19 protein-coding genes and 2 pseudogenes are annotated in these 22,631 nt (G+C 59.6%); 14 read left to right on the top strand and 7 right to left on the bottom strand.

Annotated features, from left to right (window positions below; all coding sequences use genetic code 11):
- Positions 1-193: 193 nt before the first annotated feature.
- Both J2W17_RS15095 and J2W17_RS15100 read right to left on the bottom strand, forming a co-directional pair.
- Positions 194-1,126, bottom strand: coding sequence for a GlxA family transcriptional regulator (locus J2W17_RS15095; RefSeq protein WP_307335207.1), 933 nt, complete (start codon positions 1,124-1,126; stop codon positions 194-196).
- Positions 1,127-1,219: 93 nt separating this feature from the next.
- Entirely contained in the window at positions 1,220-1,420 is a 201-nt protein-coding gene (locus J2W17_RS15100) for a YbdD/YjiX family protein (RefSeq protein ID WP_307335209.1), read from the bottom strand.
- A 188-nt stretch (positions 1,421-1,608) separates the two neighbouring features.
- Between J2W17_RS15100 and J2W17_RS15105 the strand changes: the two genes are divergently transcribed.
- A complete protein-coding gene (locus tag J2W17_RS15105) occupies positions 1,609-2,094 on the top strand; it encodes an adenosine-specific kinase (RefSeq protein WP_307335211.1) in 486 nt (161 codons plus the stop codon).
- Between the two features lie 69 nt (positions 2,095-2,163).
- Here J2W17_RS15105 and J2W17_RS15110 read toward each other — a convergent pair whose 3' ends face one another.
- The gene (locus tag J2W17_RS15110; RefSeq protein ID WP_307335213.1) at positions 2,164-2,784 is read right to left on the bottom strand and encodes a cell wall hydrolase; all 621 of its coding nucleotides are present in this window, start codon (positions 2,782-2,784) and stop codon (positions 2,164-2,166) included.
- Positions 2,785-2,926: 142 nt separating this feature from the next.
- On the opposite strand from J2W17_RS15110, the gene J2W17_RS15115 reads away from it, so the two are divergent.
- The 3 genes and pseudogenes from J2W17_RS15115 to J2W17_RS15125 all read left to right on the top strand — a co-directional run bounded on the left by J2W17_RS15115 (position 2,927) and on the right by J2W17_RS15125 (position 7,298).
- Entirely contained in the window at positions 2,927-3,778 is an 852-nt protein-coding gene (locus tag J2W17_RS15115; RefSeq protein WP_307335215.1) for a CAP domain-containing protein, read from the top strand.
- 289 nt (positions 3,779-4,067) lie between these two features.
- Positions 4,068-4,307, top strand: a pseudogene (locus J2W17_RS15120) (bestrophin family protein); the annotation flags it as partial.
- A gap of 531 nt (positions 4,308-4,838) precedes the next feature.
- The gene (locus J2W17_RS15125) at positions 4,839-7,298 is read left to right on the top strand and encodes a hypothetical protein (RefSeq protein WP_307335218.1); all 2,460 of its coding nucleotides are present in this window, start codon (positions 4,839-4,841) and stop codon (positions 7,296-7,298) included.
- 74 nt (positions 7,299-7,372) lie between these two features.
- On the opposite strand, the gene J2W17_RS15130 is transcribed toward J2W17_RS15125, so the two are convergent.
- Entirely contained in the window at positions 7,373-8,242 is an 870-nt protein-coding gene (locus J2W17_RS15130) for a LysR family transcriptional regulator (protein ID WP_307335220.1), read from the bottom strand.
- A gap of 99 nt (positions 8,243-8,341) precedes the next feature.
- Here J2W17_RS15130 and J2W17_RS15135 point away from each other — a divergent pair, with 99 nt between their 5' ends.
- The 10 genes and pseudogenes from J2W17_RS15135 (at position 8,342) to J2W17_RS15180 (ending at position 18,013) form a co-directional block, all read left to right on the top strand.
- Positions 8,342-9,511 carry a mandelate racemase/muconate lactonizing enzyme family protein gene (locus tag J2W17_RS15135; RefSeq protein ID WP_307335222.1) on the top strand — a complete coding sequence of 390 codons (1,170 nt, stop codon included), beginning with the start codon at positions 8,342-8,344 and terminating at the stop codon, positions 9,509-9,511.
- A gap of 102 nt (positions 9,512-9,613) precedes the next feature.
- Complete coding sequence (gene dctA / locus J2W17_RS15140) at positions 9,614-10,921, top strand: C4-dicarboxylate transporter DctA (protein WP_307335224.1); 1,308 nt, start codon at positions 9,614-9,616, stop codon at positions 10,919-10,921.
- A gap of 246 nt (positions 10,922-11,167) precedes the next feature.
- The gene (gene napE / locus J2W17_RS15145; RefSeq protein WP_307335226.1) at positions 11,168-11,335 is read left to right on the top strand and encodes a periplasmic nitrate reductase, NapE protein; all 168 of its coding nucleotides are present in this window, start codon (positions 11,168-11,170) and stop codon (positions 11,333-11,335) included.
- 33 nt (positions 11,336-11,368) lie between these two features.
- Positions 11,369-11,629, top strand: a complete 261-nt coding sequence (locus tag J2W17_RS15150) for a chaperone NapD (RefSeq protein ID WP_307335229.1) — start codon at positions 11,369-11,371, stop codon at positions 11,627-11,629.
- The gene (gene napA / locus J2W17_RS15155) at positions 11,626-14,130 is read left to right on the top strand and encodes a nitrate reductase catalytic subunit NapA (protein ID WP_307335231.1); all 2,505 of its coding nucleotides are present in this window, start codon (positions 11,626-11,628) and stop codon (positions 14,128-14,130) included. Before J2W17_RS15150 ends, napA begins: the two co-directional genes overlap by 4 nt.
- 11 nt (positions 14,131-14,141) lie before the next feature.
- Positions 14,142-14,627 carry a nitrate reductase cytochrome c-type subunit gene (locus J2W17_RS15160; protein ID WP_307335232.1) on the top strand — a complete coding sequence of 162 codons (486 nt, stop codon included), beginning with the start codon at positions 14,142-14,144 and terminating at the stop codon, positions 14,625-14,627.
- A gap of 9 nt (positions 14,628-14,636) precedes the next feature.
- Complete coding sequence (locus J2W17_RS15165) at positions 14,637-15,233, top strand: cytochrome c3 family protein (RefSeq protein WP_307335233.1); 597 nt, start codon at positions 14,637-14,639, stop codon at positions 15,231-15,233.
- A gap of 159 nt (positions 15,234-15,392) precedes the next feature.
- A complete protein-coding gene (locus tag J2W17_RS15170) occupies positions 15,393-16,466 on the top strand; it encodes a hypothetical protein (protein WP_307335234.1) in 1,074 nt (357 codons plus the stop codon).
- A gap of 134 nt (positions 16,467-16,600) precedes the next feature.
- Positions 16,601-16,678, top strand: a pseudogene (locus J2W17_RS15175) (creatininase); the annotation flags it as partial.
- 318 nt (positions 16,679-16,996) lie between these two features.
- Complete coding sequence (locus tag J2W17_RS15180; protein WP_307335236.1) at positions 16,997-18,013, top strand: GlxA family transcriptional regulator; 1,017 nt, start codon at positions 16,997-16,999, stop codon at positions 18,011-18,013.
- Between the two features lie 356 nt (positions 18,014-18,369).
- Here J2W17_RS15180 and J2W17_RS15185 read toward each other — a convergent pair whose 3' ends face one another.
- The 3 genes from J2W17_RS15185 to J2W17_RS15195 all read right to left on the bottom strand — a co-directional run bounded on the left by J2W17_RS15185 (position 18,370) and on the right by J2W17_RS15195 (position 22,578).
- Entirely contained in the window at positions 18,370-19,710 is a 1,341-nt protein-coding gene (locus J2W17_RS15185) for an MFS transporter (protein ID WP_307335238.1), read from the bottom strand.
- 340 nt (positions 19,711-20,050) lie between these two features.
- Positions 20,051-21,262: a M24 family metallopeptidase gene (locus J2W17_RS15190; RefSeq protein WP_307335241.1), complete on the bottom strand. Its 1,212-nt coding sequence runs from the start codon at positions 21,260-21,262 to the stop codon at positions 20,051-20,053.
- 242 nt (positions 21,263-21,504) lie between these two features.
- A complete protein-coding gene (locus tag J2W17_RS15195) occupies positions 21,505-22,578 on the bottom strand; it encodes a GlxA family transcriptional regulator (RefSeq protein ID WP_307335244.1) in 1,074 nt (357 codons plus the stop codon).
- Between the last annotated feature and the right edge of the window lie 53 nt (positions 22,579-22,631).

Below are 22,631 nucleotides of genomic sequence, written 5' to 3' on the forward strand. Positions count from 1 at the left end.
CCGACTTAAATGTCATATACCCCACCTTTCAGGACACCGCGTCCCCTGTAGGAGCTGGCTTGCCAGCGAAGACGGTGGGTCAATCAACATTGATGTCACCTGATACGACGCCTTCGCTGCGGTGCGGCGATCCGACAAGCCAGCTCCTACAGGCTTGCTCTCTCGCCTGGAAAATCACGTGTGAAGACCGATGTCACCCGCGATTGGCCCGCTGAATCACTTGCGGCGGCTGCCCGAAAGCCCGGATAAACGCCCGTCGCATCCGCTCCCGATCGCCAAAACCGGTATCGGTCGCCACCACATCGATAGGGTGCCGACCGGTTTCCATCATCAGCCGCGCTGCCTCCACCCGCAGGTTTTCGATGGCCTTGGCCGGCGATTGCCCGGTTTCGGCATGGAACACGCGACTGAACTGGCGAGGGCTGAGACTGGCCGCACTGGCCAGTTCCTCTACCGATAACGTGGATTTCAGGTTCTGCTTGGCGTATGTCAATGCGGCCTGGATGCGATCGGTCCTGGGCTGCAGTTCCAGCATCACCGAAAACTGCGACTGCCCGCCCGCACGGCGGTGATACACCACCAGTTGCCGGGCCACCCGCCGGGCGACTTCCGCGCCCAAGTCCTTTTCCACCAGGGCCAGCGCCAGATCGACACAAGCGCTCATCCCCGCCGCAGTCCAGACATTAGCGTCGTTGATAAAGATCCGGTCTTCCTCGACCTTCACGTTGGGGTACGCCTTCTGCAGCGCGGGGGCATGGCACCAGTGTGTGGTCGCGCGCCGGCCGTCGAGCAAACCCGCCTCGGCCAGTGCGATCGCACCGGTGCAGATCGATCCCAGGCGCCGGGTGGTCCGGCAGGCACTGCGCAAGAATTGCACGAGGCCGGGAGAAACCGGCCGGATCAGGTTATCGCCCATCACCAGGAGCGTGTCGAAGGAGCGCTGGTCGAACGCCGTGGTCTCCACGCCAAACCCGGCGGAGGTCTGCACCGTGCCGCCGTGTTCGGACAACAAGCACAGGCTGTAGACCGGCTCGTCGGTGGCGGTATTGGCCAACTCGAAGGTGGCGCACATGGCCAGGCCGAGCACCTGGAATCCGGGGTAGACGATAAGTCCGATGCGCAGCATGGCAGTGATCTCCATCGACCTTAAAGGTGGTACGACCCGCTTTGCGGCCACCACCTTCTCACTGTACGCCCCGACCGGGTCTATACAAGGGTGCTAGCAGCACCGGGTATTGCATTTGCCACGACCGAAGCGGGCGTCCTGGCGCTCGCGAAAAAATGCCGGGTAGGTCATGACCGGCTCGCCGGGATGATTGATCGCCATTTGCGCGACGTAGTTATCGTAATCGGGAACCCCGACCATCAAACGCGCGCTCTGGCTGAAGAGCCTGGCGACCTGCTGCAGTCTGCGGTACATGGCAACTCTCTCTGTGCAGTGTTGGGACGGCCCATGAAACCGCAGTGGTGTATCTGCAATGTGTCCGCTCAAGAGGACTTTGTATGTTCACGTATCCATAAAGGGCCATACAAAACCCTGTGGCGAGGGGGTAGCTATGCTTGATCAATGCAATTCCTGGCAGCAACACCGTGAAGGAGGCGTTTGCCATGCAACTCATCACAGTGAAAATCGACAAACCCGAAGCGACGAACTTCATTTTCGGTCAGACGCACTTCATCAAATCCGTCGAAGACCTCCACGAAGCGCTGGTCAATACCGTGCCCGGCATCCAGTTTGGCGTGGCCTTTTGCGAAGCCTCCGGCCAATGCCTGGTGCGCTGGTCCGGCACCGATCCCGCCATGATCGAACTGGCCCAGAAGAATGCGCTGGCCATCGCTGCGGGCCACAGTTTCATCATTTTCCTTGGTGACGGGTTCTATCCGCTGAACGTTTTGAATACGCTCAAGATGGTGCCGGAGGTGTGCCGGATTTTTTGCGCTACCGCCAATCCGACTGAAGTGATACTCGCCGAGACGGACCAGGGGCGAGCCATTCTGGGCGTCGTCGATGGCTTCTGCGCCAAGGGCATTGAAAGCGACGACGACATCCTGTGGCGCAAGAACCTGTTGCGACAAATCGGCTACAAATGCTGACTTGCAGTGCCGGCGTTTTATGAAACAAGCCCCATGCGTGAATGGCGGTGCTCAGCCAAAAGCGTTTCGCTACTTCGCCGACTTTCCATGGGGCTTGTAAAACCGAAACAACCCGATATCGGCCGTCTTGGTGTACTTCCTGGCCCAATCCGGCTTCACCGTGCGGTCGTGGAAATACAGCGCGCCGCGGGTACGATCCGGCAATTGCTTGTTCAACGCCTTGCGCGCGATTTCCTTGGCGAGTGCATAAGGCACCTCCTCCTGAACCGAATCGGAGCGTCCGTCGCACCACCACGAGAACTGACAGCTTTTGGTTTCGGACCCTTGCTTGACCACACCGCAGACCGTATCCGGGAAACCCTCGTGGCCCAGCCGATTCATGACGACATTGGCCACCGCTTCCATGTCGACGGAATCCTTGCCTTTGGCCTCCCAATAAATGGACCGGGCCAGACACGTGATCGCGTCGTCCAGCGGCGCGGCACCCGCAGGATCCACCGCCTGGACTTCAGACTGAGTGATGGCGTCGGCTTTGGGCGCCGGCGCGGGACTGTTACTCTGCGCGGCTTTTTGCTCGAGCACCTCGGCCTTGTTCTCCGCCGCTTGTTGTTTTTGCTGTTGATCCGCAGCGATGGCAGGACCGGCAAGCAGCATCATGGCAACGCAGGTGGCTATCCAATAGAGGCGCATGATTGAAATGACTCGGTGGGCAGTGTCGCTTCAGTGTAGTAGTGAAATGATGGCTATCACGCCGCGGCAAACTGAAAAATCCATTGCCTGGGAGGGGGCGATTTCGCGCATTATGGCCGCAGTCCGTTCAAGGAGGATTTCCATGCGCTTCATTTCATCCGTCAGCTGTCTTGCCACGTTGACACTGGGTCTGTTGTGCGCTGTGAATGCGCGCGCTGCCGACGAGAAACAGCTGATCGACTCGATCAACACTTATCGCAGTCAGTCGCAACCGTGCGCGGGTCAGGCCTCACCGGAATTACCACCGCTGGCGGGCGATCCACGGCTGGCGCTGTCCGCCACCAGCATTGGCAACCTGCAGCAGGCATTGGCCACAGCGGGTTATCCGATGGTCAACGTGCAGGCGATCAGCCTGTCCGGCCCCCGTGATGCACAGTCCGCCATGACAGCGATTCGCGAGAGTTTCTGCCAGGTGGTGCTGGACCCGCAATTCGTCGATATCGGTGTCAGTCGCCAGGACCGTGACTGGCGCATCGTGCTCGCCCGTCCGCTGTTGAGCGGGCGTCTCGGCGATTGGCAGGCGGAAGGCCAGAAATTGCTGGCCGAACTCAATGTCGCCCGCAGCCGCCCGCGCCAGTGCGGTACGCAAGCCTTTAATGCCACCACGCCACTGATCTGGAACGCCACGTTGGCGACGGCGGCCGAGACTCACTCGCGCTCGATGGCCAACAACAATTACTTCGACCACAAGGACCGCGATGGCCGCACGCCGGGTGACCGGGCCGAACTGGCGGGCTACAGCGGTCAACAGATCGGCGAGAACATCGCGGCCGGGCAAGATAGCGTGCGCAAGGTGGTGGATGGCTGGGTGTCCAGTCCCGGGCATTGCGCCAACCTGATGAACCCCGGGTTCCAGGAGTTGGGCGCGGCCTATGCGGTCGATCCGAAGAGTGATTCGGGGATCTACTGGACGGCGATGTTTGGTACGCCATAACAATGCCCGGACTTCCCCCTCCCTGTGGGAGCGAGCCTGCTCGCGAATGAACTCAAGAGCGGCGCGTTCATCCAGACAACACGCGTTATCGTTGTCGTCCATTCGCGAGCAGGCTCGCTCCCACAAAAGGCGGGGCCAGGCTTTCAACGAGTGCGCGTCATAGACGCTGTCGATCAACCGGTCATAACCAGTGATTGGACGGCTTCTCCGGTTACCTCTAGCCTGCGCTCAACACATTCGTGAACAGCGCAGCCTCCATCAAGGTGACCACCTGCGCAGGTAGACCAGCATGATCGTCAGACCCAAACCCAACCTGATCAACATCCTCAGTGCGCTCAAGGGCTCGATCGCCAAGCGGATTGCCTTGCGCAGCCTGATGGTGACACTGCTGGCCTGCGTCATCGTGCTCGTGGAAACCCTGCACCCCAGCTACTTTGCCAAGGTCAACGCCACGCCGTTTACCTTGCTGGGCTTGTCCCTGTCGATTTTCATGAGCTTTCGCAACAACGCCTGCTATGACCGCTGGTATGGATTATGTGCTGCGCTGAAGTCGCGACCCTGACAGCAGGACGGCGGGTTTGCGCCGCCGTGCACTCGACGCCCAGCCATCAATGTGATCGATCATTCAAATCATGAAGCCGAATTTTTCATTTGTCCTTGAACTGTGCAAAATGCCGCCCATTCGAATAGTCAGGATGAAAATACGTCATGAATCTCAATTTTGCATTTGCCTGCATGATCGTGGTCTCGTTTGCCATTGCATTGGGTCAAAGCTGAGCTGAACTGGCTGCATTGAAACGTTCGCGCAATGCCATGCATTGAGCAGACTCATCAGCGATGCGCCGGGCAGCCCGTTCGTCTCATCGGGTTGCGCTGTCAATATTTCGCAACCTTACTGCTAGGGTGGCACGGCGGCATCAGGATTTCGGCGCCCCTGTACAGACAGCCGTGCACACAAACGTGGGGGTTCGATTTTCTGTGCATCGAGGAAGATCGGCACGGCAGTCGCGTTCTTCGGTCAAGGCTGTGAAAGCAAGCGCCGTGTCTGCCGGAGAACGCCATGCGCCCGTACGCCATCCTGACACTGTTTGTTGTACTGTGGGCCGTGTGTCATGTGTGGCTGGTGGTTCTCGGCAGATTTCGACGCAAGGCGGTCGATCGTCCAGAAGGCAAGACGCGTACAGGCCGCCTGACGGTGCTCAAACGCGTCCGACATCTAGCGTGGACAGGGGCCATCATCATTGGCGCCGTAATCCTGCTCATGCTGGCATGCCGTTTCCTTTCTTCAAGCACCCGCGTCGTATCCCAGGCAGTCATTGACCCCGCACAGTCGATCCTTGGCGTGACCAGGGCAATAGGCCAATACGGCACAATTCTGGGCATTCTCGGCTTACTCGGCGTTGGCCTTTCGTTGTACATGGCGGCGCGCCAGGCTCCCATGCTGTCCAGCGAAGAATCGGGCAGAGACCCTGGTTCGGTGAGAACACCTGTGCCTCATGTCACCACCGCTCTGCTCATTCTTTCCCTGATTGGCTGGAGCGCCGAACCCCTGGCCTACAACATGCAGCTGATGGTCAACAACCTTCGGATGAATGCGGCAGATCAACAAGCGCAACGGAACATGGAAAAAACGCTGTCCGCCATTCCCTTGCTAAAAAATCCCGACGCCGAAGCCGCCCATCCAGATACTGCGGTCCCTGCGGTCCAGGCCGCCACCCGGCTTTTCGTCCGGGCAGCCCTCAGTGACATGACCCGCAGCCCTGTCTTCGAACAATGGGTGCAGGTCACGCATTCAAACCACAACAAGTCCGAATTTGTCCGCGCCGCCCTGACCGGTCAGCGCATCGAAGTGTCCGCCTCTGCCGACAGCGCGACGAAAATCCGGCGCGAAGTCGCAGCAACGCTCGGCGATGTGCTCGAGGACAAGTCAGGCATTGTCATAGCAGAACAACAGATCGAGCAGGCGCTAGCCCCCTCGGTCGCGCGCCTGGAACAGCAAAACCCAAAGCGCTTGGCAACATTGACCGCAGGGCTCGAGCAGCGCTATGGCACCCCGTTCGCCCCCTTGGATGCCCAGGAAAAACTGACTGCACAAGTGCTGGACCAGGCCTTTGGGGCTGTCAATGCCATACCCACGACAGAGTTGGGCAGACAAGCCAAAACACTGGTTAAAGACCTTGGCAGGAACGCCGTCAGAACCTGGACGCACACCTGGGCGAAGAACTGGGTGACCGAAGCATTCATGAGTTCCGCCCGGCCCGGTGTGCCTGCCGTGGCGGCGCGTCAGGCTTCCTTTGAAGCGACAAACGATGCTCGTAACCTGTTCAGGTCGCTGATGGCGGCCGAGGGCCAGGGCTGGACGCCAAGCCCCGAAGCCCTGCGGGAAGCGAAAATCGCCGAGGCGGTCAGCACCACGGTCGCCGGATTGCAGCCGCCCCCGATGAACGCAGCATTGCAAGAACGTCTGGGTGGCTACGATCCACTGCTCCCCGGGGCTCCTGATTTCGAAGTGGCTTCAAGCGGCTTGCGCATCCGGAAAATAGTGATCGGCCAAGACATCTACCCTGCAGGGATTGATGCCACCCGGATTCGCTGGACCCTTCCGTCGGCAACAGACGCTACAGGCACAACTGGCGCCACCACCAAAGTAACCTTGGAAATCATGTCCAATGATCAATGGCTGAATCTTGGCGTCTATGATGCGGCCATCGTCAACCAGGCACTGCGCTACGCAGCGTATGGTCGAGTGGTGGCCGTAACAAGTGCGCCCGGCGACGGGAAGTTGATCAGCCGCGTGACCTACACGCATCCGGTGCTGACCGATACGCCGCTGGGCTGTCGGGTGGCAGAGGCGGATCGGCTGCTCGACACGTTCACGGCCTCCTACTCTTCCCCCGGCAAGGTGCCCGATGTTGCGGCTCCCGGCCTGCCGGATCAGTACCGGCTGACTGAAGATTACACGCCACAGTTCCGGGAGCGTCGAGTCTCGGCAGGACCGGACTGGGCCTGGATGAAACGTTCCCCTGACCATCTTGGAAATATCGACATTTGGGTCCACACCACCTTTTCCCTTGGACGCGGGCAGGATCCCGACAAGGTGAGCGGTGGGGTGAGCACCCTCGCGATGGATTTCCCCGCGCGGGGACTCCAGCCATTGCGCCAGCGAGTGTCGAGCCGTCTGCCAGGTTACCTGAAAGCCCAACTCTACAGCCCTTCGTACGATGAATTCATGGCGCCCCTGGAAGACTTCGTGCTACTGCAGCGCTTCTTTCGTACGGCATTGGCAGGGGGTCTTGGGCAAGACTTTCCACTCATTCAGCTGATCACGCTGGAGAGCGCCACACGCAGCTTCGTTCCTTACCAGCCAACGATCCGCTGGGAAGAAGTGCCCGAGGCCAGGTTGATGGAAGTCTTGCAACAGGCCGATCCCGAAGCGCAGGAAAGCTACAAGCGCTGGTATCAGGATTATTATTTTCGTCTGGCAACCAGGCAGGCCGTGTGTGATCGCGTGTCGAGATGACAGAGGTTATCCAGGGCTGTCGCTGATGGCGTTTGTTGGCCGGAAATTTGGGCTCCCACAGGTTCCATGTGATATTACACCCCGGCCCAGAATGCCTCGGCAAACGGACTGATCGGTGCCAGCGGCCGTGTCAGGTGAATGTCCAGCGCGATATCCCAGCTTTCGTCGAGGGCCCGGACCAGACGGCCATCGACCACTTCCTGCTCCGTCAGGCTTCTGGGCAGCCAGGCCACGCCTTTGTTTTCCAGGGCCATGGACATCAGCACCGCGGCGAGGTGGCTGCTGAACAGCGGCTTGAGGTGCAGGAAATCTTCCTTCCCTTGCAGGCGATGCGCGACGATCCGGCCCAGCCCGGATTCCTGGGTGTAAGCCAGGTACGGCAGCGAAACCGCAGACGAGCCGAAATGCGCCGAAGCACCCACCAGCGGAACGAGCACATCCTCGCCGATTTTCTTGCTGACGAACTGATCGGGTGCCAGCAGCGGAGGAACGTCCGGGTGGCGATGGCACAGCAGGAACTGCACCTGCCCCTGGACCAGCATCTGTTCACAGACCACCATGCTGTCGGAATGCAGGCGCACGGCCTCGATCGGCGTGCCCTTTTCCGCGCCCCTGAGCCAGCGCGGGAAGAAGGTGAAAGACAGCGAATGGGTCGCCGCGAACTGCAGGGTTTTAGCGGCCATGCCCGCCACTTCCTGCGCTTCGCTGCGCATCCGGTACAGGCGCCGGGTGGCCTCCTGGGCGCTGGGCAACATCTGTTTGCCGGCTTCGGTCAGCGTCGCCCCTTGCGGGGTACGGATGAACAGCTCGACCCCCATCCAGTTCTCCAGTGACCGCACTCGGCGGCTGAACGCAGGCTGGGTCACATGGCGGGCTTCAGCGGCGCGAACGAAGCTGCCGTACTCCGCCAACGCGGCAAAATCTTCAAGCCAGACGAGTTCCAAGGGCAATGCCTCCTGAGCATAGGGCGCGGCATTAATAGCATTGGGCGGGGGTCATCGCAAAGCTTAACGTGGGGCCCTCAACAACAAGAGGACCACGCCATGCGTATCGTCGATATCCGTGAAAAAACCGTTTCCATTGCCTCCCCCATCGCCAACGCCTACATCGATTTTTCGAAGATGACCTGCTCGGTAGTGGCGGTGATCACGGACCAGGTTCGCGACGGAAAACCCGTCGTCGGCTACGGCTTCAACTCCAATGGACGCTACGGCCAGGGTGCACTGATGCGCGATCGTTTCCTGGCGCGCATCACCGAAGCCGATCCCGATACGCTGATCGACAAGGAACACAACAACCTCGACCCGTTCGCCATCTGGAAAGCCCTGATGACCAATGAAAAACCAGGCGGCCACGGCGAGCGCTCGGTCGCGGTCGGCACGATCGACATGGCGGTGTGGGACGCCGTGGCCAAGATCGAAGGCAAGCCGTTGTATCGCCTGCTGGCCGACCGTTACCGCAACGGTGTCGCCGACGACAAGGTCTGGGTCTACGCCGCCGGTGGTTACTACTACCCGGGCAAGGACGACACCAAGCTGCAGGACGAAATGCGCAGCTACCTCGACCGTGGCTATGACGTGGTCAAGATGAAAATCGGTGCCGCGCCGCTGGCCGACGATATCCGCCGGATCGAAGCGGTGCTCAAGGTCGTGGGTGAGGGTCGGCGCCTGGCGGTCGACGCCAACGGTCGGTTCGATCAGCAGACCGCGATCGCCTACGCCGAAGCCCTCAGACCCTACAACCTGTTCTGGTACGAAGAGGCCGGCGACCCGCTCGACTACGCCCTGCAGGCCGAGCTGGCGAACCACTACGAACTGCCGATGGCCACCGGTGAAAACCTGTTCTCCCACCAGGACGCACGCAACCTGTTGCGCCACGGCGGCATGCGCCCGGACCGCGACTTCGTGCAATTCGACTGTGCCCTGTCCTACGGCCTGGTCGAGTACATGCGCACCCTGAAAGTGATGGAAGACATGGGCTGGTCGTCGCGCCGCGTGGTGCCCCACGGTGGCCACCAGATGTCCCTGAACATCGCCGCAGGCCTGCACCTGGGCGGCAACGAATCCTATCCGGACGTGTTCCAGCCGTTCGGCGGCTTCGCTGACGGCATTCGTGTGGAAAACAGCTATGTCGGGCTGCCGGACATTCCGGGGGTCGGGTTCGAAGCCAAGTCCGCGCTGTACGCCGTCATGCGCGAACTCGGCGAAGGCTGACCCGCGACGACGACGGCTGTCTCGCGCAGCCGTCGTCTGCTGGCGTCTGCCGACGACGCCACGCCACATCGCCCACCACAAAAAATAAAATGAGGTGCATCCGTGGAAACGTCCAAGTCCCGCTGGTATGGCCAGCTGTATGTGCAAGTGCTGATCGGTATCGTGATCGGCGCCATTTTCGGTTACCTGGTGCCCGACATGGGGGCCAAGTTGCAACCCTTCGCCGACGGCTTTATCAAGCTGATCAAGATGCTCCTGGCGCCCATCATCTTCGGCACGGTAGTGGTCGGGATCGCCAAGATGGGCAGCATCAAGGAAGTCGGGCGGATCGGCGTCAAGGCGCTGATCTACTTCGAGATCCTTTCGACCATCGCCCTGGTCATCGGGCTGATCGTGGTCAACGTGATGAAGCCCGGTGTCGGCATGAACATCAACACCACCACCCTGGATCCCGGCGCGATCGGCAAGTACGCCCAGGTCGCCCAGGAACAGGGCGGCACCGTCGATTTCTTCCTTAACATCATCCCCAGTACGTTCATCGACGCGTTCGCCAAAGGCTCGATGCTGCAGGTGATCCTGCTGTCGGTGTTGATGGGCGTGGCCCTGGTGCAGATGGGCGAGACCAGCAAACCACTGATCAACATCATCGACCTGTTCCTGCAGGGCCTGTTCAAGATCGTCGCCATGGTGATGCGCCTGGCCCCGATCGGTGCGGGCGCCGGCATGGCGTTCACCATCGGCAAATATGGCATCGGCACGTTGTGGTCCCTGGGGCACCTGCTCATTGCGCTCTATGCCACCACCCTGCTGTTCATCATCGTCGTGCTGGGATCGGTCGCGCGATGGTCGGGGATGCCCTTGATGCTGTTCCTGCGCTATTTCAAGGACGAGATCCTGATCACCCTCGGGACCTGCTCCACCGAAGCGGTACTGCCGCGCATGATGGTCAAGCTGGAAAAGCTCGGCTGCAAGAAGTCGGTGGTGGGCATGGTCCTGCCGACGGGCTACACCTTCAACGCGGACGGCACCTGCATCTACCTGACCATGGCGGCAATCTTTGTCGCCCAGGCGACCAACACGCCCCTGACGCTGATGGATCAGGCCGTATTGCTGGGCGTCATGCTGCTGACGTCCAAAGGTTCGGCCGGAGTTGCCGGCGCCGGGTTTGTCACCCTCGCGGCAACGCTGACGACCATCCATACCATCCCGCTGGTGGGCCTGGTGTTGCTGCTGGGCATCGACCGCTTCCTCAACGAAGCACGGGCCGTGACCAACCTGATCGGCAACGGTATCGGCACCATCGCCATCGCGAAGTGGGATGGCTCCTTTGATGTAGCGACCTGCGAGCATGAGATCGCCGAGATGAAGGCGCAAAAGGCCGCGCGCAAAGCGCTGGCGACACAGTCGTAAGCCAGTGCCGAGAGGCGGTAGCCAATATCCGCCTTCACTCATCCCCGATACTGCCCGACATCGTCCGACGCGCTGTCGGGCATCGCCGTTTGAAAGTAACCAAACGAAGTAATGATTGAGCGCCTTATACCTGTTGCGACACCGCAGCCACGATAATTCACCGCCGGTCGTTAAATGCCCCTGTCAGAAAACCTGCGAAAACTTCGTGATCTAGTCTGAGTGCAAAGTTCGGCTGGAGATTGCTCGATGCCATTGGCTGAAGAACGCAAACCCGAGCGTCGCAAGGAAACCCGGCTGTTCCTCTTTCTTGTCGTCTTCCTCTTCCCGTTGCTGTCGGTCGCCATCGTCGGCGGCTACGGCTTTCTCGTCTGGTTTTTCCAGATGCTATATGGACCACCCGGCCCTCCCAACTAATAGCCATTGCTCAAGGCCTATTGGAGCCAGCACATGGACGAAGCTTTGCATATTGCCAGTCTTGTCGTACTTGCCAGACCCGAATTGTTCGACGCCGTCAAAGCCAACCTGCGTCTGCTGGAGGGTCTGGAACTGCATCAGGAAAGTGCAGCCGGAAAACTGGTAGTGGTCCTTGAAGCCGTACACGAAAACCAGATTCTGCAACGCATCGAACAGATCAACAACCTGCCGGGCGTACTCAACGCCGCGTTGATCTACCACGAACTCCTCGAGCCCGAAGGAGACATCGAATGAGCATGAGCCGTCGAGCATTCGTCAAGGCCCAGGCCGCCGCCATTGCCGCCGCCGCTGCCGGCCTGCCGATTATTACCGACGCCAGTAATCTGGTGACCGAAGCGGACATGGTCACCCTGGACTGGAACAAGGCACCCTGCCGTTTCTGCGGCACCGGTTGCAGCGTGATGGTCGCGACCCGGGACAACCGGGTGGTCGCCACCCATGGCGACGTCAAGGCCGAGGTCAACCGTGGCCTGAACTGCGTGAAGGGCTATTTCCTGTCGAAAATCATGTATGGCGTCGATCGCCTGACCCAACCGCTTTTGCGCATGAGCAATGGCGAGTACGACAAGCAGGGCGAATTCCAGCCCGTCAGCTGGGAGCAGGCCTTCGACATCATGGAGCTCAAATTCAAGGACGCCTTGAAGAGCAAAGGGCCCGGATCGGTCGGCATGTTCGGCTCCGGGCAATGGACGGTGTGGGAAGGCTATGCCGCCAACAAGCTGATGAAAGCAGGCTTTCGCAGCAATAACATCGACCCCAACGCCCGGCACTGCATGGCCTCGGCGGTGATGGGCTTCATGCGCACCTTCGGCATGGATGAGCCGATGGGCTGCTACGACGACATCGAAGCCACCGATGCCTTCGTGCTCTGGGGCTCGAACATGGCCGAGATGCACCCGGTGCTCTGGAGCCGGGTCACCGACCGGCGCCTGAGCCAGCCTCACGTGAAAGTCGCCGTGCTGTCGACCTTCGAGCATCGCAGCTTCGAACTGGCCGACATCCCCATGGTGTTCAAGCCGCAAACCGACCTGATGATCCTCAACTACATCGCCAACCACATCATTGAAAGCGGCGCGGTGAACCAGGATTTCATCAGCAAGCACACCCGGTTTGCCCAAGGCGCCGACGACATCGGCTACGGCCTGCGCCCTGACGACCCGCGGGAAATGAAGGCAAAAAATGCCGCCAAGGCCAACACCTGGACGGATATTTCCTTTGAACAATACGCCGCGTTCGTCAAACCCTACACGCTGGAGCGAACCGCCAAGGAGACAGGCATTCCGACTGAAAGGCTCAAGGCGTTGGCCCAGTTGTACGCCGACCCCAAGCGCAAGGTCGTGTCGTTCTGGACCATGGGTTTCAACCAGCACACGCGCGGCGTCTGGGCCAACAACCTGATCTACAACATCCACTTGCTCACGGGCAAGATCAGCGAGCCGGGCAACAGCCCCTTCTCGCTGACCGGCCAGCCCTCGGCCTGTGGCACCGCGCGCGAGGTCGGGACCTTTTCCCACCGCTTGCCCGCCGACCTGGTCGTGACCAACCCCAAGCACCGCGCTATTGCCGAGAAAATATGGAAGCTGCCCGCCGGCACCATTCAGGAAAAACCCGGGTTTCATGCGGTGGAACAGAGCCGCATGCTCAAGGACGGCGTGCTCAACGTCTACTGGACCCAGGCCAGCAACAACATGCACGCCGGGCCGAACATCATGCAGGAAGTGCTGCCGGGCTGGCGTAACCCGCAAAACTTCGTGATTGTCTCTGACGTCTATCCCACGGTTTCCGCCCAGGCTGCCGACCTGATCCTGCCCAGCGCCATGTGGGTGGAAAAGGAAGGTGCGTTTGGCAATGCCGAACGGCGGACGCAATTCTGGCATCAATTGGTGACCGCCCCGGGGGACGCCAAGTCCGACCTGTGGCAGTTGCTGGAATTTTCCAAGCGATTCACCACCGACGAAACCTGGCCTGCCGAGTTACTGGCCAAGGCACCTGAGTACAAGGGCAAGACCCTGTTCGAGGTGCTGTTCAAAAATGGCCAGGTCGACCAGTTTCCCGTCGAGCAACTGGAAGCCGGCTACAAGAACGATGAAGCCAAGGCCTTCGGTTTCTACCTGCAAAAAGGTTTGTTCGAAGAGTACGCCCAGTTCGGCCGCGGCCACGGCCATGACCTGGCCACGTTCGACCTTTACCACAGCGAACGAGGCCTGCGCTGGCCGGTGGTCGACGGCAAGGAAACCCGCTGGCGTTATCGCGAAGGGCTGGACCCCTACGTGGAAAAAGGCAGCGAAGTGCAGTTCTACGGTTACCCGGACAAGAAGGCGATCATCTTCGCCTTGCCCTACGAGCCGCCGGCCGAAGCCCCGGACGCCGAGTACCCGTTCTGGCTGAGCACCGGACGCGTGCTCGAACACTGGCACACCGGCACCATGACCCAGCGCGTCGAGGAGCTGTACAAAGCGGTGCCGGACGCACTGGTCTACATGCATCCCGACGATGCCAAGGCGTTGAAGGCCAGGCGCGGCAGTGAAGTGAAGTTGATCAGCCGGCGGGGTGAAATCCGCGCGCGCATCGAAACCCGCGGGCGCAACAAACCGCCGCAAGGGCTGGTATTCGTGCCGTTTTTCGATGCCAACAAGCTGATCAACAAGGTCACGCTCGACGCCACCGACCCGATCTCCAAGCAAACCGACTACAAAAAATGTGCGATCCGCATCGAGTTGGTCAGCGTGGCCTGAGGAGAACCGTCATGCCTTTTCGAATCCTGCCGTTGCTTCTGCTCGCTGCGATCGGCGTGGTGATGGCTGCAGACGTCGACTATCCGCTCGATGCTTCCGGGCCGGACGGACGCCGCCCCGGTGGCACCTTGACCCAGAGCATGCCGGCGCCGCCCATCGCCAACGAAGAAAACAAGGACCTCAAGCGCGAACGCAATTACCCGGACCAGCCCCCCACCATCCCCCACAGCATTCGCGGTTATCAAATCGACATCAACGGCAACAAGTGCCTGTCTTGTCACAGCCGTGCCAACAGCGCGCGCAGCCAGGCGACGATGATCAGCATCACCCACTACATGGACCGCGACGGCCAGGCGTTGGCGGCGGTGTCACCGCGTCGGTATTTCTGTAACCAGTGCCATGTGCCACAAACAGAGGTGCTGCCCCTGGTGGGCAACAACTTCGAGACCATCGACAAAATATTGCAAGACGCCGCCAACGCCGCGCAAAAACCCTGAGGAGGCAAGATGAAAGCACTGTTCGCCCTGCTCAAGGACTACTGGGGCATCCTGCGCCGGCCGAGCCTCTATTACAGCCTGGGCTTTCTGACGCTGGGGGGCTTTATCGCCGGGATCATTTTCTGGGGCGGTTTCAACACCGCGCTCGAGCTGAGCAACACAGAGAAGTTCTGCGTCTCCTGTCATGAAATGCGTGACAACGTCTTCGTCGAGCTCAAGGACACGATCCACTACACCAACCGTTCCGGTGTGCGCGCCAGTTGCCCGGACTGTCACGTGCCCCACGAATGGACCCATAAAATCGCGCGCAAGATGCAGGCCTCGAAGGAGGTCTGGGGCAAAATCTTCGGCACCATCGATACCCGCGACAAATTTGTCGCCCTGCGCCGCGAGCTGGCCGAACACGAGTGGGCCAGGCTCAAGGCCAATGACTCTCGCGAATGCCGCAATTGTCACAACTTCGAGTTCATGGACTTCACCCGCCAAGGCAAGCGCGCCGCTGCCATGCACTCCACGTCCCTGGCCAAGGGTGAAGCCACCTGCATCGACTGCCACAAGGGGATTGCTCACAAGTTGCCGGATATGAGTGGGGTCAAAGGCTGGTAACCATCGCCTGGCCAACCCCTCTCCACGGCGCACTCTTCATCTTTTGAATCACTTCGGCACGCAGCTATCGCCAGCCCATATAGTAAAGTGGAAAACAGCAATTTCAGAATAAACAACAATAATACTTACACTTGGCAAGGACTGCGAAAACAGGTGCATATGAAAAAGAATGGATCCTTAACACTTCTGCTGATGGGTTTGTTTTGCGGGGCAGGCGTCGACACCGCAGTTGCCAGCGCGGAACAGGCGACTGAAGTGTTAATCATCACAAAAGGTCGAGGTGGTGATGCCAACGGTGCCGCCGGCCTTATACCTGAATGGCCGAAAAAAAAGCCAGACCTGGTTAATTTATCCGACACACCGCCCAATCTTATCGACACGACAAAATACAGTTGCATCCTTCTCATTGGGCAAGGCGCTGTTGGCGAGATGCTCCTGAGTGAACATGGCAAACGCTTGATCGGCGTCAAAAAAATCGGCATGTACTCACATTTGTTTGACGCTCCCCTCATACAATTCCTGAAGGAAGACCACACCCGGCCACCGAACGTATTCTTGCTAAAATCACAAGTTTCTCTGTTACGATTCAAAGACTTGGCATTGTTTAAGAAGCTCGACCAGATGCAGGATCAGCATCTTTGGAGTACATCCCTGGCCATTCGAAGTACTCGCGAAGTGATGCCCCAGCCCACTCACTCGCCTTTTTTGGAAATGGACAACATCATTTGGCTGGGTGGGAATTACACGACATCCGCAGGCGTTCAGAGAATGCTCACCGCTCAAGATATTCTCGACAGCTTAAGCAACCTTAAAAGCACTATAAAACCAGGATCCGCAGTGGCCTTGATGTTAATGCCGAGACTCTTCAAGCCAGAGACGAATCGTGAAGACAAACTCAACCTGCTAAAAAACATAGCCTCTGTCTATGCTGATACCGCCTTTCACTTCCATGCCAACGCCTCAATGGCCAACGAACTCAATACCTTTGAAATACCTGTGCATGTATCCCCCTCCTACGATGAATTAATGACGCTACCCTGGGGGAAAACGCAGCATTTCGCCTCAGCGGACCAATACAATCTTTTTTCCGATTTAAACACTGATGCAAACAATGTTGCACCGTTCTTATTAGACCCCTCTGATGCCGAGCAATCCCTGTACGCCATCAACTTCATTGATAAAAAAGACAGCAGAAGCATGCAGCAGGAAATCCTCGCCAATGGTTGCAAGTAGGCTCACGCCACGACCTGGGCACCTGTAACTCAATCGCCGCGCAGAATCAGCGCGTGCACACCTTCCCATTCGGCGAAGATTTCCTGCCCGCAATTCACTCCCAGCCGGTGGTTGAGGATGCGCACCGGCATTTCCCCAAAGGCTCCAGTCGCGAGAAAGGCGAGTTGATCCTGGACGTCTGTGTTTCCGGCATCAGCGCTGCAGACAGGGAGCCCTTGATTCAGCCATTTGAAGAGACAATGGCCGGTGATCTCGACGCCTGGTTCCCGTCGATCCAGACCTGGAAGTTTGCAATAGCGGTGACCGGGTTGCTGACCCGGAGCGGGCCGTTTTTTTTCGCCCTTCCCCTCCCCCTTCTGTCCCGCCCCTCCTGGTCACCTATACGGGTCTCGATGCCTATTTATAAGGCTCTGGGTGTAATATCCAGTAACCCGAATGCAGGGCTAATCACCATAAAATCGAGATGACGTTGCCACCAGTCGGCAGCTTGCCGCAGAGCGCGTCACTATGACAGTTGAGGAGCGGTAACGATGGCGAAACTCCAGGTGGCGATACCCGCCGCAGGACGTTCGGCAAAAGAACAACGGCCGGTGAAAACCGTGGGTTTCCTGGTCATCCCCAACTTCACCACCATCGGCTTCGCCTCCGCCGTGGAGACCCTGCGCATGGCCAACATGGCGGCGCGCGAACCGATGTTTCGCACAGTCATCATCGCCGCCAGCCTGGACCCGGTCACGGCCAGCAATGGCATGCGGATCCTGCCCGACTACGCCATTACCGATGCACCCAGGCTCGACATCCTGTTCGTGGTCGGGTCCAACCCGATCGTCTCCAATCACAGCAGCCGACCGCTGCTCAATTGGCTGCGCAAACTGGCGCACGATCAGGTGCCCCTAGGCGGGATTTGCACCGGGAGCCACCTGCTGGCACGGGCCGATCTGCTCAAGGGCTATCGCTGCACGATTCACTGGGAGGACATCGAAGCGCTGAAGGAACGCTTCCCGGGGATCATCATTTCCAACCAGCTGTTCGAACTCGATCGCGATCGCTACACCTGCTCCGGCGGCGTGGCTTCGATGGACATGACCCTGCAGTTGATCGCCCGCGAACCGGGCGGCCGGGACATCGCCGCCCATGCGGCCGAGTTGCTGCTGTGTGACCGGGTTCGGGGTGCGCAGGAGCAACAGCGTGTGCCGCTGCGGCAGAAACTGGGCACCTCGCAGCCCAAGCTGAGCCAGATGGTGGCGATCATGGAGGCCAATCTGGAGGAGCCGGTGGGCCTGGAAGAACTGGCGCGGTTGAACGAGGTGTCGGTGCGGCAGCTGGAGCGCCTGTTTCACAAGCACCTGCAACGCACGCCGAGCCAGTACTACCTGGAACTGCGCCTGTCGCGAGCGAGGCAATTGCTGCTGCGCAGCGAGTCGCAAGTACGCGATATCGCCCTGGCATGCGGCTTTGTCTCGCCAGCGCACTTCTCCAAATGCTACAGCCGGTTTTTCGGCGTGTCGCCTATTCGTGAGCGCAAGCAGGTGGCTGCGGTGCATTGATTGGGGGGGCGGATTGTTTGCGAGGGAGGGTCGGTATTCAGGATTGATGGCGGCTGGGCTGGCCCCTTCGCGGGCAAGCCGGTCTCGCTCCCACAGTGGATGGGTGTTTTGCCGTAGTCTTGTGTACGACACTGCAACCTGTGGGAGCGAGCCTGCTCGCGAAGGCGGACTGACATTCAGCATTGATGTTGGCGGGACTGGCCCCTTCGCGAGCAGGCTCGCTCCCACAGTGGATAGGTATCGTGCCGAAATCTTGTGTACACCACCGCAACCTGTGGGAGCGAGACCGGCTTGCCGGCGAAGGCGTCCTTAAGATCGCCATCACAAGCAGCTATGTCCACAATTGAAAAATCGACTCAATCCTGCAAAGCCTTATGCGCCGTCTCCCGACTCGCCAGCATCGCCACCAGTGCCACCGCCGCGGCCGCCAGCAAATACCAGGCCGGCGCCATTTTGTTGCCGGTCAGTTGAATCAGCCAGGTCGCGATAAACGGCGCGGTGCCGCCGAACACCGCATTGGCGATGTTGAAGCTGAAGGCAAAACCACTGAAGCGCACTCGGGTCGGGAAAATTTCGGCGAGGAAGCACGGCAAGGTGCCGTCGTTCATCGCGAGGATCGCGCCGAAGGCGATCTGGATCATCAGGATCACTATCAGCGGCTGGTTCTCCAGCATGCCGAACAGCGGAAACGTCAGCACCAGAAATAATACCGAAGCCGTCAGCAGCATGGTCTTGCGGCCAAAACGGTCCGACAGCTTGCCCATCAGGAAAATCAACCCGATATAGGTCGCAAGCGACACCGTCGAGGCCAGGAACGAATCGCTCTCGCTCATGCCCATTTCGGTGGACAGATAGGTGGGCATGTAGCTGAGCAACAAGTAGAAGGCCACCGCGTTCAGGCAGGTCACGCCGATCCCGATCATCACGCTGCGCCGGTGCACGGTCAGCAGTTCGCGAACCGGCGAATGGGTCGCGCACTCCTTGGCTTCCAGGCGTTTTTCCATTTCCAGGAATTTGGGCGTGTCCTGCAGGCTCATGCGGATATAACGCCCCACCAGACCAAACGGCGCCGCCAACAGAAACGGCAGGCGCCAACCCCAGCTGTGCAGGTCCTCGACACTCATCCAGGCATGCAGGCCGGCCACGAACACCGCGCCGAACAGCAGGCCGGCCGCGGTACTCGCCGGAACGATGCTGGTGTACAAACCGCGCTTGCCCTCGGGGGCGTACTCGGCGAGAAAGGCCGACGCCCCGGCGTATTCGCCGGAAGCGGAAAAGCCCTGGAACAGGCGGATCAGCAACAACAAGGCTGGCGCCCACAGCCCGATATGGTTGTAAGTGGGCAGAATGCCGATGCAGAAGGTCGACACCGACATGATCAGGATCGACCAGGACAACGCACTGCGCCGCCCATACTTGTCACCGAAGTGACCCCAGACCAGTCCGCCCAGCGGACGGACGATAAACGACAACGCGAATACCGCGAAGGTCGCCAGCAGCGCCGTCGCCTTGTCGGTCTGCGGAAAAAACGTCAGGGCGATGACCGTGGCCAGATAGCCGTAAGCCGCGTAATCGAACCACTCGACGAAGTTGCCCATGAAGCTGGCACTGGCCGCACGGCGCAAGGCCTGGCGTTCGGACGTCAGTTCACGTTGCTGTTCCAGGGTGGGGGTCAGGCTGGCGCTTTGGGTGCTCATTGCGCACCTCCGTTGGTAGAGGTGCGATTTTGGGGATGTAAAGTCGGGATGTGGATCATGGCAAAACCCCTCTATTGTTTTACTTGGCAGGGTTATGGGTCTGTAGATGCTGCGCGTTCTGGAGCGCGTATGCATCAGTTGCGAGAAAATCCTGTGGCGCATAACGACCTGTGGCGAGGGGGCTTGCCCCCATTGGGCTGCGAAGCGGCCCCATTCGAAGCTCTGCGAATTGTCAGAAAGCTCTCGGTGACCGATTTTTTGGGCGGCTGCGCCACCCAACGGGGGCAAAGCCCCCTCGCCACAAAAAACGCCGCACAGGCTCACCGTGCGGCGCGCAGTCTTACTTCTTGATGATGTTGTGTTCCGGGCCATACGGGAAATGGGTGATGTTTTCCCCGCCCTGCTCGTTGACGATCAGGATGTCGTGCTCACGATAACCACCGGCGCCCGGCAGGCCTTCGGGCAGCATGATCATCGGCTCGATGGACACCACCATCCCCGGCTCCAGCACCGTGTCGATGTCTTCGCGCAGCTCCAGCCCGGCTTCGCGGCCGTAGTAATGGCTCAGCGTGCCAAACGAGTGGCCGTAGCCGAAGGTGCGGTATTGCAGCAGATCGTGCTCAAGGAAAATCTCGTTCAGTTGCAGCGCGATATCGCAGCAGCGCATGCCCGGCTTGATCAATTTCAGACCGGCCTCGTGCACCTTGACGTTGACCTCCCACAAGCGCAGATGCTCGTCGGAACAGTGATCCAGGAACAAGGTGCGTTCCAGCGCGGTGTAGTAGCCGGCGATCATCGGGAAGCAATTGAGGCTGAGGATGTCGCCCTTGTTGACCTTGCGCGAGGTCACCGGGTTATGCGCGCCGTCTGTGTTGATGCCGGACTGGAACCAGGTCCAGGTGTCCATCAGCTCGGAGTCAGGAAAAGTACGGGCGATTTCGCGCACCATCGCCTGGGTTGCATGCAGCGCCACTTCATATTCCGGCACCTGGTCACGCAAGGCTTCGACGATGGCCGCACCACCGATATCCGCTACGCGGGCGCCGTGGCGAATGATCGCGTGCTCTTCGGCAGACTTGATCATGCGCATGCGCATGCAGGGTGCCGCGACGTCCACCAGTTCGGCCTGAGGGTAACGGCTGGCGAGCTTGTCGCGATTGAGCAGGTTCAGGTGGTCGAATTCGATGCCGATCCGCCCGGCCTTGGGCAAGGCTTGCTGGATCGCGACGAAGTAATTGTCACGCTGCCAATCGGTGTAGACAATGTTTTCAGTGCCGACGGTCCGGCGCCAAGGTTGCCCGCCATCGATGTTGGCGCTGATGGTCACGGCGCTGTCCTGGGTCACTACCAGGGCGTACTGGCGGCCGAAGGAGCAATACAGGAAATCGCTGTAGTAGTTGATGTTGTGATACGAAGTGAAGACCGCCGCGTCAATATCGTTCTGCGCCAGGTAAGCCCGCAATTTCGCCTTGCGATTGGCATATTCCTGGGCCGAAAAGGTCGGCGTCACTTTTTCGCCGTTCTTGATCTGGATGGTCTTGGGCATTTGCATGTCTTTTATCCTTGTCAGTGATTGCAACAGAAGGCGCCACTCTGGTCGGGCCGCTGAAGATCATTCGAACAGATGCAAAGCGAAGTTTTTTGTGCGAATCCGACCTGTAATTGGTCAGATCCGCTCTTTGAGGAGCGCCCCTCAAACCCATCCGCCAAAAACAACAATGCCCCCGTTGGACGGAGGCATTCATGGTCAATGCAGGAGCGGTGTCATGGACAAAACCAATGTCCACTGAAAATCTACTGTAGGAGCTGGCTTGCCAGCGAAGGGGCCGGCACATGCAAGACAGAGGTCGACTGACACCCCGCAACCACTCGCAAATTGCCACCCACATCCTCCCGCGGATGCGCACCGAAGTACTGGCGATAGCAACGGGCAAAATGTTGCACCGAGACAAACCCGCACGCCTGGACAACCTCCACCATCGATTGCCCCCCGGCCTGCAGTAACTGACGCGCCCGCTGCAGACGCAAGTCCAGATAATGCCGAGACGGCGAACACCCCAGACTGCGCTTGAACAACCGCTCCAGGTGTCGGCGAGACATGCCCGTCTTCTCCGCCAGCTCGTCGATACCCAAGGTGCGGTTCAAGTGATCGCTCATCAACGCCAGCGCCGCTTGCAGCCTTGCCGGGGCGTTATTCATGGCCTTTAGCGGCCTGGCCTGGCGCGCGGCGTGTTTTTCCATGCGCAGCACCAGACCACGCCCGTGGTTGCGGGAGAGCAGTTCGTGCATCAACCCTTGAACAGCCTGCGGCCCGACACAGGTCAGGCGATGACGGTCAACGCAGAACGGCGCAGCCACCGGGTTCAACTCGTTGAAGGCTGCCTGGGACTCAGGCGCGTCGGGCTCTGGCAAGCTGCAGCGATAGCCGTCCAGCGCTCCGACCTGCGCCAGCAGCCAACCAGCCTTCCCCAAGGCCCCCAGGCTGATCGGCTGCTGCGCCCAGTAACCCAGCTGCTGGCGAACGTCCGGTTGATCCGCGCCGGCGTGCACGCTATCGCCACCACAGAGGATCAACACGTCCAATACCTGGGCCTGATCCAGTTGCACCGTGGCGGTGGCGATGCCGTTGCTTGCGTGCAGTTGCCCTCCATGCAGACTAAACATCTGCCATTGGCAAAGCGTGCGCCCGGCCACCTGGTTGGCCAGGCGCAATGGCTCCAGCGCATTGGCCAGGGTGTACAAATCGAACGCTTCCATCAGCCAGAAGCCGATACGCAGAGGCGATGATTGTGCTCGGTCAGATTCGCCAGGATGGGCGCTGAAGGCATCCTCTCCTGGCTTGAACTCATCAAAAATACTGCTAACCATGGTTGATCCCCGCGCGCCGCTTTCAAGGTTGTTGCACCCAAGCGAATTGTCGG

It is taken from the genome of Pseudomonas lini (assembly GCF_030812475.1).
GTDB lineage: Bacteria > Pseudomonadota > Gammaproteobacteria > Pseudomonadales > Pseudomonadaceae > Aquipseudomonas > Aquipseudomonas lini_A.